This is a genomic window from Aquabacterium sp. A08 (genome assembly GCF_011742065.1).
This window is the reverse complement of sequence record NZ_JAAQQT010000595.1, coordinates 1-8720: the sequence shown is the minus strand read 5'-3', so window position 1 is coordinate 8720 and position 8720 is coordinate 1. Positions and strand designations below refer to the sequence as shown.

Below are 8720 nucleotides of genomic sequence, written 5' to 3'. Positions count from 1 at the left end.
CAGTTCTTTGGCGTATTTGACGATGTAGTCGTCGGCGTCAGCATCCAGATCCCGGTTGTGGAATGGAGAAGGATCGATCGCGTTGAACAACTGGTCGATATGTGCGACGTGCACCTCGACACAATGTGTGGGTAGGTCCTCTGGGTTCGGCATTGCCTCAGGATAACTCGCCCAGAGGTAGCGCAGTTTCGATGCGATTGCCGCCTGCTGTCTTGGCGCGGTACATGGCGCTGTCGGCCGTCTCAAGGACGTTAGATACCTCTTGCTGGCCTTTGAAGACGACCAGACCCAAGCTGGCGGTGTAACGTGTTGGAGCCGTATCGTCCGTCAAGCCCGTCACGCTGACGGGGTGTTCAAACGGTGTCTCCAGTGCGAGTCGAATTTTCTCTGCGACATGTTGTCCCTGCTGTTGGGATGAGGGGAGGTCTTCTCCCAGATCGACGATCACCACCACAAACTCATCCCCTCCCTGACGGGACACGGTGTCTGTTGCACGCAAGCAATGCTGAATGCGTGTGGCGGTCTGGCGCAGCACCTCGTCGCCAAACGCATGACCGTACCGGTCGTTGAGTGACTTGAAGTTATCCAGGTCCAAAAACATCAGTGCTCCATAGTGCCCGCTGCGCTGAGACTGCGTCAGTGCTTGTGCGATGCGGTCTACCAGTAGGCGCCTGTTCGGCAGGCCTGTCAGGGAGTCAAAGAAAGCCATATCTTGCATTTGCTGCGCATGCAGCTGTCGCTCTGTCGCGTCTCTTACAGAGGCCAAGAGCGCCTTGCCGTTATCCATGGGAAGGGCCGTCAGAATCACTTCGCATGGAACGTCTGCGTGGCTGTCCTGACGACGGAAGACCCAGTCGAAGTTCACATTCCCCAATTGCTGAGCTGCCTCAGCATGCTTCTTTGCCAACTCTTCCGAAGGGATGCCCCCTGGTTGATGAGAAGGAGATAACGTCACCAGCGTTTGTCCCTGGATGCGGGACCGGTCTGCCATCCCAAAAAGGCTAGAAGCCGCCTCGTTGCATAAGGTCAGGCGTTCGCCGTCTATCAGCAGAAAAGCTTCGCTGCTGCATTCAAAGAGCTGCTGGAAATGCTCCATGGACAGCTTGATCATCGACGCCTGTCCAGGGCTTTGAATAAGACTCGAGGCCGAGGGGGCAGCCTGTTGTTGAGCTGAGATCAAACCGATGGTCAGGCGTTGAATCTCTTTGTCGGCGTCCGCCAATTTGATGGACAGTTGAAGTTGCCCATCAAGGGCCATGTCCAGTTCCAGCTTGAGTTTCTTCAGGTCATGCTCTGCGCTGCTCAGGGATGACAAGATGGCTCGGTTTTCTCGAATCAACTGGTAAACCACCCCTGTGATCTCGGACGTGGGCCGTGCATCGGTGATTGAATCATCCAAGATGGTTCCTTCCATAGGGAGATCCACTTTAGGCTTGCAAGTCCATTTTGTCGAGCAACGGTTTCCTGAATAGACAGCGTTTTATGTAGGCTCCGCCGTCTCCAAAATGCTCTTGGCCGAGCGATCTAGGGCACTGCGAATGAGATCGCTCGACCTTGTTCACTGGCGGGGATGCTTGGCGTGCGCTGAGTCAACTGCAGCCACAACTCGTCGAGCATGACGAGGATGCGGATGTGGTGGCACCAGGGGTGATCAGTTCCGATGCCGCGATCATGGCTGCCTTAACGATCAGGTCCTCCGGGATGGCCTCATAGGTCCTGCCATGGAGTTCCATCGTGCGGCAAGGCAGGTCGCCGCAGACTTCGCAGCACTGGCTGTTGCCCGCCTGCGCGCCCAGCCATTCCTCCATTGGCTTGCCACCGATCCAGATACGGTTGGACTCGGCCGGCGCCGCGCGAAAGGTTTCGTCGTCGATGGCCCGAGTTTCCAGCATGGGGAAGATCCCCAGCGGCTGCAGTGCTGATTCGAGCTTAGCTACGGCGGCCGCCACGTTGCGCTCGGTCGAGCCACAGCGTGGACAGGTCTCGCCTCTATCAACGAGTCGCTTCCAGAGAATGGGCAGGGGCTTCATGCGAACTCCTCGGTAGTCGTGGCTCAGATTGCCCCGATCACGGACGGGATGTGCGCGAAGACGAAGCATCCCAGAGAGGATACACGCGCGTCTTCCGAAGCAACTGACCTAAATCAAGCGCGCGCGCGGCAGCATCGGCTATGTGGCAGAGGGGGCACGCGAGATCCTCGGCTTCGCGTCGCTCGGCGGCTGGAGTTCCCGCCGCCACCAGTCGCCATCGCGCCAAGCACCAAACTTGAAGCCGTCGGTTGGCGAAGGTCAGGATGACGTTGCCGGCGCAGCAGAGTCCGCTTGGCATCTTGCACGATGCGTGTTCGTACTGGATTGCTTACTCGGCGTGCAAGGGTTCAGATTTGATCATTCACGCTGTCCTGTCGATCAGATCTGCGTCATGGTTCTCGTGATCGTGTTGGTTGGTGTGCTGAAGGCGGTGCTCCGAATATGCAATCTGGTGAGCGTTTCGGTGCGGAGTCCACCAGGCCCTCATCCCATGCGCCGCCCGTCCATCGCGCGCTCGGACAACTGGGTATCCACACATGCAGTGCTTGCCGCCGACGTCCATGGGGCCAAGCTGACGTGGCCGCGCAGCTGGGGGCTCCGGCCGACGACTTTTGACGTGCCCTTTTATCTTCTTCACAGAGCGGTACCGCGCTGAGTGCACCGCCAGCAAGACTGTCGAAGAGGATGTTGGTTGATAAATGTTGTTTTTGGAGCATTTTCTGTTGGTATGTGTTCCAATAACATAATCATGCGCACGCCTTACCCCCTTTCCGTAGAGCAAGCCATGCTCGACCTGGGTCGCCGCATCGCCATCGCTCGCAAAGCACGGGGCTACACCCAGCCGGAGTTGGCTGCAGCCGCGGGCGTTGGACTCTCTACTGTGGTGGGCATCGAGGGCGGTCACCCCGGTGCGTCCATCGGAAATGTCTTCCGGTTGCTGGATGTCCTGCAGCTGCTCGGCCAGGTGGATTCCCTGCTGGACCCTGCCCGCGATGAAATGGTCACAGAGGCGGGGGTCACCAAGCTCATGGGCTCCACCACCGCCTCGTCCACTGTCCGTGGGGATCTGATGCGCGGGAGTTCCCGATGAATTCGGTCCCCGTCTGGGTGTGGATGCCCGAAGAGACCGAACCCATCCTGGCTGGAGAGCTGCGAATCGAAGGGTCCCATAGGGGGCGCTTCCTGTACTCCACGGACTTCAGGGTGCATCCCAAGGCCACGCCTCTGGATCCGGTGTCACTGAGGATGGCGGGCGCCCATGGCGTTCCTGTGAACGCTCCAGAGGGCATTCCAGGCGTGGTCATGGACGCTTGCCCCGCCGGGTACGGCGAAGACCTTTTGCAGAACCTCCATGGTCGAGACAGGACGCTGACCCGGATCGAGCTTCTGGAACTGGGCGCAGGGGACGCAGCGGGGGCTGTTGCGGCCTGCGCCGACATAGACAGAAAGCTTCGCAGTCAGGCGCACAGCCTCGACGCTCTGAAGTACCACATCGAACAACTGGAGGCTGGCCAGCCCAGAGCGAGGGCGATCAAGGACATGCTGGGCGATATGGCCACCAGCGCGGGTGGTGACAGGCCCAAGGCCACGGTTGAGTTCGATGGCCGCCTTTGGATCGCCAAGATGCAGGCCCGCAATGACATGCCGTTTTTGCCGGCGAAGGAATTCGTCTGCATGACCCTGGCGGGCGAGTGCGACATCACCGTCCCGGACATTCGTCTTGAGACCGTCGCCGATGTGGCCGTCCTCCTGGTGCAGCGCTTTGACCGACACGGCGACCCCAAGGCGCCCTGCAAGCGCCTGTATGCCTCCGCTCACACGGCGCTGCAACTGCAGCCCGGCACTGTCGCTGGAGCCCCATCGCGCTCGTACCTGGCACTGGCCGACAAGCTCAGGACCTGGTCGCGTCACAGCGACGATGTGCAGAACGACATCCGAGAGCTATGGCGCCGCATGTGCTTCAACGCCCTGGTCGGCAACGGTGACGACCACCCGCGCAACCATGCCTTCTACCGAGTCAAGGAGGCTTGGCGCCTGGCCCCAGCCTTCGACATCACACCACTGGTCGGCTACCGGGGCTCCCTCAGCATGGGGGTCGAGATCCGCGGCGGTACGGCCGTGAGCGTCGAGCGACTGCTGGAGGCCTCTTTGCGCATGGGCTATGCATCTGCCACAGAGGCCGCCCAGTGGCTGATCCAGGCCGCAGGCCGGGTGGCCCAGCGCTGGGAGCGTGATCTGGCGGCTGCAGGCGTCACGCCCGAGGCGATCTCGGGGGTGCGCAGCGCCTTTGCGCTCAGCGAGCAACTCTCTGACAGCAGCGAGTCGGTCTTGCGGGAAGCCGAGGGGATTTCCAGCCCCTCACGCAGGCGGAAGTCTGCCATAGCCCAAAGCCATCGAGCCGGATAAAACACGCTGCCCGGCAACCGTTTTGCAGCAGTCGGCAAGGGTGCGCGAGGCCGAGTTGCCCAGGGCGCGATAGGGCCGAGGCACTTTTGAATGATCATGGTCTTATAAAATATGTCGAATATGTTTGACATTAAAATCTTGCCTGTGCTCCAATTCGCCCATGAACTTGCTGTCTATAGGCCAACTCGTCAAACAGCGTCGTCAGCTCCTGGGCCTGTCACAGGCCAGGCTTGCCCGGCTCAGCAGCTTGTCGCGCGCGACGATCAACCAACTGGAAACCGGCACGATCGTTGACCTGGGTGCCGCCAAGCTCATCGCACTGCTGGACCTGCTGGGGCTGACGATGGATGCCGCAGAACGTCCGAAGCGGGATAACGCTTTGGCTCTGGCCAGCCGCACGGCCAGCGTGAGCTACAAAGACGTGCTGACACCCGAGGCGTTGGCCGCTGCGCTGGTGGAGGGGCAACTGCCGGCCAACATCACGCCCCAGGTAGCCACTCTGCTCGATGAAGCACCGTTGCCACTCATCGTGGGTGCCGTGGAAGAAATCGCACGCCACACCCATTGCCCCGCAAAGACGCTGTGGAAACATCTGCTGCAGTGGGCCCATGACTTGCAATCGCCAAGGGCGGTGTGGGCATGAGTGCCGGTGAGCAAACGCCCTCCAACTTGCCACCAGGCATTTGGCAGGACCTGCTGCGCCATGCCTATGCCCTGATCGACGAAATCACCCAGCACGGCATCAGCGATCCTGTCTGGACGTTTGGTGGTGGCACTGTGCTGATGCTTCGACACCGCCATCGGGTCAGCAAGGACATCGACATTTTCGTGCCCGATCCGCAGTATCTGGGTTTCGTCTCTCCGCGCTTGAGTGATGTGGCCGAGTCCGTGACGCAGGACTATGTCGAAGGACCAGGGTACATCAAGCTGCTGCGGCCCGAGGGCGAGATTGACTTTGTGGCCTCGCCGAACCTGACCGCAGAGCCGTTCGAGCTGTGGCGGTTGCTAGGGCGGCGGGTGAGGGTGGAGACCTCTGCGGAAATCGTGGCCAAGAAACTCTGGCACCGCGGGGATCGCGCAGCGGCGCGAGACCTGTTTGACTTGGCTTTGGTGATTGAACGTGAGCCCCATGCACTGGAAAGTGCCAGGAAATATCTGGTCCGCCACCGCGAGGCGTTTCTCAGCCAGCTTGAGCAGCGCAAGGCAGTGTTGAAGCTGCAGTTCGATGCGATCGACCGCCTGGACTTCCGGGTGACGTACGATCAGGCACAGCGGATGGCGGGGGAGTTTCTGAGGTCGCTTTGAGCTGGAAAGAGATATTCGCGATCGGCACTTCCGTAGATGCGTTGATGGCTACCCAGCTGCACCAAGACCCATCTCGTTCCCGACTGGGTCCATGAGTTCTGTTCAGCGTAGGGCGGTGGACGCCGCAAAGCAATATTCGCATCGATCAAGGATTGAAATGTATGCCACCAAGTGGCACAATTATTGAATGCGACGCGTCTTCAAAACTCGCCATTTCAGCCGATGGTTGAGAAAGTCAGACCTGACCGATGCTTCACTGTGTGCTGCAGTCAACGAAATGGTGGCTGGGTTGATCGACGCCGAACTGGGCGGCGACGTGGTCAAGAAGCGCGTGGCGTTGCCCGGTCGGGGCAAGCGTGGCGGTGCCCGCACGTTGGTGGCCACCCGCAAAGGCAGCCGTTGGTTCTTTGTCTACGGCTTTGAGAAGAACGAGCGCGCCAACATCACGTCCACCGAATTGGAAGCGCTGCAGACCCTGGCGGGTTCTTTGCTGGGACTGACCGCTATCCAATTGAACACCGCCGTGGAAGACGGCAGCTTGCAGGAGATTTGCCATGGACACTAAAGCCAAGACCCAGGTCAAGGTTCCAGTCAAAAGTCGGATTCTAGAGGCCGTGCACGAGACCGCATCCGACTTGGATCGGCTGGGTTTCATTGACAAGCGAAAGCAGCAAAAACTGGAAGCCCTGTGCCTAGAGCCAATCCCGCATTACGACAGCCAACGCATTCGCAACTTGCGTGAGCACTTGAAGCTCAGCCAGACCGTGCTGGCTTCGGTGCTCAACACCAGTCCGTCCACGGTGCGCAAGTGGGAATTGGGTGACAAACACCCCAGTGGACCATCACTCAAGCTGCTCAACCTGCTAGAGCGCAAGGGCTTGGAGGCCGTGCTGTAAATCGAGTGCCGGTGGCCGGTTGCACACCATCAGGGATATTGGATCTGTCGAAGCCACCGCAGGGCAATGACCGGCGTGTCGTGCAGGCCTTGACCGTCAGGTGCGGCTGTCAATGTCTGTTCCCGATGCGTTCCGCTCAACCGACCTGGAGGATCGGACACATTGGCTCTTGCCGGTACCTGCCCGGTCTCAGATCAGACGACTCGCCGCCACAGGCTCTGACCAAGTGGTTGCTTGCACCGACTGCGTGTGCCATCGACAACGCACTGGGCATGTGACCCTTCAGATTTGATGGTTCACACGGTCTCGTCATTCAAATTTGGGCCATGGTTTTGTGATCTTGTGGGGTGGGTTGGGGCGCTGAGGGCGGAGTCGTGACGTTTCAATCTGGTCAATGATTGACACGGAGACCACCATGCCCCCACCCCTTGCCCCCCCCGTCCAGCGCACGCTCAAGCAACTGGGCACCAACATAGGCCGGGCACGCCGCCGACGTCACTGGAGCCAAGCCGACCTGGCCGAGCAGATAGGCGCTTCGGTCAGCACCGTTCGCCGCCTGGAGAAAGGTGACCCCGGCACCGCGCTGCAGCACCTCATCAGCGTCCTTTTTGTCATGGGCGAAATCCAGTGCGCCAATGGACTCCTCGACACCCCGACCGACCGCATCGGCCTGATGCTCCAGGACAAACGCCTGCCCAAGCGCGTGCGCCAGTCCCGACAAGAGGAGGGCGAGTTGTGATGCACGCCACCGAGCACTCTGCAGACTTGGGCCCGTTTTTGCCCACCGGTCCCTGTGGCCCCCGCATCGCCAATCGTCTGGCCGTCTCCATCGGTCACGAAGGCCGGTCATTGGGCGAGTTGTGCCTGCACACCACACGCGGCGGGCCTTGCTCGTCATTTCGGTACATGAACAGTTGGCTCCAGAGGCCCGGTGGCTACTCGGCGTCTGCGGACCTGCGGTGGACACGGTCGACCCAGTGGACCCAGCCAGCCGGAGGCGATGGCCGCAATGTTTTTGGGGCCATGGCGGATACGCAAGCCCAGGGCTTTGGCTTGAAGGTTTTCAGGAGGGCGCAGGCGCGCGGATTGCTGGACGCTTTTGCTCCTGCCGGGCACGAGCCCAGCCCCATGGATGCGCTGTCGGTCGTGCTGGACAGCGTCCGGCTGGGAGCCCTGAGGCTTCGTCCGGCAGGTTCACCTCGTGTCAATTTGGAGCGCGAGCGGTTTTTGGTGCCGTGGGACTTGGGCTTGAAAAGCATCGCCGTCGCGATCCAGGCCTTCGAGCGACAAGAAGAAGACCTGTGCCAGTTGTTGTGGTTGCTCTACAGTGCCACCGCCCTAGGGGGTGAACGGCCCAAATGCAGCTGGTTCCAAGACAACGGCCAGCTGGCTGTCGCCAAGTTCCCCAGTCATCGGGATACATTTCCCATTACCCGGCTGGAAGTGCTCACCGCCCAGTTGGCCAGGACTGCAGGCATACGGGTGGCCGACCACAGGCTCAAGCATCCCGTGTCAGAGCCGATCGTGCTGGTCGAACGGTTTGACCGCCGCCCAGACGGTGCACGCATCCCCTACCAGTCGGCCTATACCTTGCTGCAAGCCGCGCCGGGCGATGGCATGAGCTGTTTCGATCTGCTGGATGCGATGCGTATCCACTGTGCAGACTACCCCGACGATGCCCGCGAGCTTTGGCGCCGCCTGCTTTTCGACCTGCTGATCAACCACGCCGATGCCGATCTGCGCAAGGTGGGATTCCTTCATGTCGGACACAACCGCTGGCGGCTGGCCCCGGCTGGCGGTCTGACGCCCAGCCTGGACCCTCCCACGCCCGAGTCAATCGGCCACAACGCAACCCCTTCTCCCGGCGGCTCTGTGCAAGCCTTGATGCAAGCGGCGAGTGCCTTCGAACTGGGGCACCAGGAGGCACGGGTTGCACTGCGCCATCAGCTCAACTGCCTCCAGCTGTGGCAAAACCGCGCTCGGGATTTCTCCGTGAACATGAGCCGAGCCGACATCGCTAGGCTGGAGCCGGTTCTGAACAACGTGCATGTCCAGCAGGCACGCCACATGTTGCGGGCGTGAG

General features: G+C 60.6%; 10 protein-coding genes. 8 read left to right on the top strand and 2 right to left on the bottom strand.

What is annotated here, in order from left to right:
• Positions 1 to 157: 157 nt before the first annotated feature.
• Together HA630_RS08445 and HA630_RS08440 are read right to left on the bottom strand one after the other, a co-directional pair.
• On the bottom strand, positions 158 to 1414 hold the full coding sequence (locus HA630_RS08445; protein ID WP_166834085.1) for a sensor domain-containing diguanylate cyclase: 1257 nt from the start codon (positions 1412 to 1414) through the stop codon (positions 158 to 160).
• A 175-nt stretch (positions 1415 to 1589) separates the two neighbouring features.
• Complete coding sequence (locus HA630_RS08440; protein WP_166834083.1) at positions 1590 to 2030, bottom strand: DUF2703 domain-containing protein; 441 nt, start codon at positions 2028 to 2030, stop codon at positions 1590 to 1592.
• A 748-nt stretch (positions 2031 to 2778) separates the two neighbouring features.
• Here HA630_RS08440 and HA630_RS08435 point away from each other — a divergent pair.
• The 8 genes from HA630_RS08435 to HA630_RS08400 all read left to right on the top strand — a co-directional run bounded on the left by HA630_RS08435 (position 2779) and on the right by HA630_RS08400 (position 8719).
• Positions 2779 to 3120, top strand: a complete 342-nt coding sequence (locus HA630_RS08435; protein WP_166833964.1) for a helix-turn-helix domain-containing protein — start codon at positions 2779 to 2781, stop codon at positions 3118 to 3120.
• On the top strand, positions 3117 to 4436 hold the full coding sequence (locus HA630_RS08430) for a type II toxin-antitoxin system HipA family toxin (protein ID WP_166833965.1): 1320 nt from the start codon (positions 3117 to 3119) through the stop codon (positions 4434 to 4436). The genes HA630_RS08435 and HA630_RS08430 overlap by 4 nt, the downstream gene beginning before the upstream one ends.
• A 160-nt stretch (positions 4437 to 4596) precedes the next feature.
• Entirely contained in the window at positions 4597 to 5079 is a 483-nt protein-coding gene (locus tag HA630_RS08425; protein WP_166833967.1) for a helix-turn-helix transcriptional regulator, read from the top strand.
• Complete coding sequence (locus HA630_RS08420; protein WP_166833969.1) at positions 5076 to 5741, top strand: nucleotidyl transferase AbiEii/AbiGii toxin family protein; 666 nt, start codon at positions 5076 to 5078, stop codon at positions 5739 to 5741. Before HA630_RS08425 ends, HA630_RS08420 begins: the two co-directional genes overlap by 4 nt.
• A 187-nt stretch (positions 5742 to 5928) precedes the next feature.
• Positions 5929 to 6306: a type II toxin-antitoxin system RelE/ParE family toxin gene (locus HA630_RS08415; RefSeq protein ID WP_166833971.1), complete on the top strand. Its 378-nt coding sequence runs from the start codon at positions 5929 to 5931 to the stop codon at positions 6304 to 6306.
• Entirely contained in the window at positions 6296 to 6637 is a 342-nt protein-coding gene (locus tag HA630_RS08410) for a DNA-binding transcriptional regulator (RefSeq protein WP_166833973.1), read from the top strand. The genes HA630_RS08415 and HA630_RS08410 overlap by 11 nt, the downstream gene beginning before the upstream one ends.
• 415 nt (positions 6638 to 7052) lie before the next feature.
• Complete coding sequence (locus HA630_RS08405; RefSeq protein WP_166833975.1) at positions 7053 to 7376, top strand: helix-turn-helix domain-containing protein; 324 nt, start codon at positions 7053 to 7055, stop codon at positions 7374 to 7376.
• A 284-nt stretch (positions 7377 to 7660) separates the two neighbouring features.
• Positions 7661 to 8719 (top strand): type II toxin-antitoxin system HipA family toxin, encoded by a 1059-nt coding sequence (locus HA630_RS08400; protein WP_166833977.1) that lies wholly within the window; start codon positions 7661 to 7663, stop codon positions 8717 to 8719.
• Position 8720: the final 1 nt, after the last annotated feature.

Excerpts from the sequence above, each read along its gene's own strand:
- HA630_RS08400 (WP_166833977.1), top strand. The coding sequence starts at position 7,661 with ATGGCGGATACGCAAGCCCAGGGCTTTGGCTTGAAGGTTTTCAGGAGG.
- HA630_RS08435 (WP_166833964.1), top strand. The coding sequence starts at position 2,779 with ATGCGCACGCCTTACCCCCTTTCCGTAGAGCAAGCCATGCTCGACCTG.
- HA630_RS08410 (WP_166833973.1), top strand. The coding sequence starts at position 6,296 with ATGGACACTAAAGCCAAGACCCAGGTCAAGGTTCCAGTCAAAAGTCGG.
- HA630_RS08445 (WP_166834085.1), bottom strand. The coding sequence starts at position 1,414 with ATGGAAGGAACCATCTTGGATGATTCAATCACCGATGCACGGCCCACG.
- HA630_RS08405 (WP_166833975.1), top strand. The coding sequence starts at position 7,053 with ATGCCCCCACCCCTTGCCCCCCCCGTCCAGCGCACGCTCAAGCAACTG.
- HA630_RS08425 (WP_166833967.1), top strand. The coding sequence starts at position 4,597 with ATGAACTTGCTGTCTATAGGCCAACTCGTCAAACAGCGTCGTCAGCTC.
- HA630_RS08420 (WP_166833969.1), top strand. The coding sequence starts at position 5,076 with ATGAGTGCCGGTGAGCAAACGCCCTCCAACTTGCCACCAGGCATTTGG.
- HA630_RS08430 (WP_166833965.1), top strand. The coding sequence starts at position 3,117 with ATGAATTCGGTCCCCGTCTGGGTGTGGATGCCCGAAGAGACCGAACCC.
- HA630_RS08415 (WP_166833971.1), top strand. The coding sequence starts at position 5,929 with ATGCGACGCGTCTTCAAAACTCGCCATTTCAGCCGATGGTTGAGAAAG.
- HA630_RS08440 (WP_166834083.1), bottom strand. The coding sequence starts at position 2,030 with ATGAAGCCCCTGCCCATTCTCTGGAAGCGACTCGTTGATAGAGGCGAG.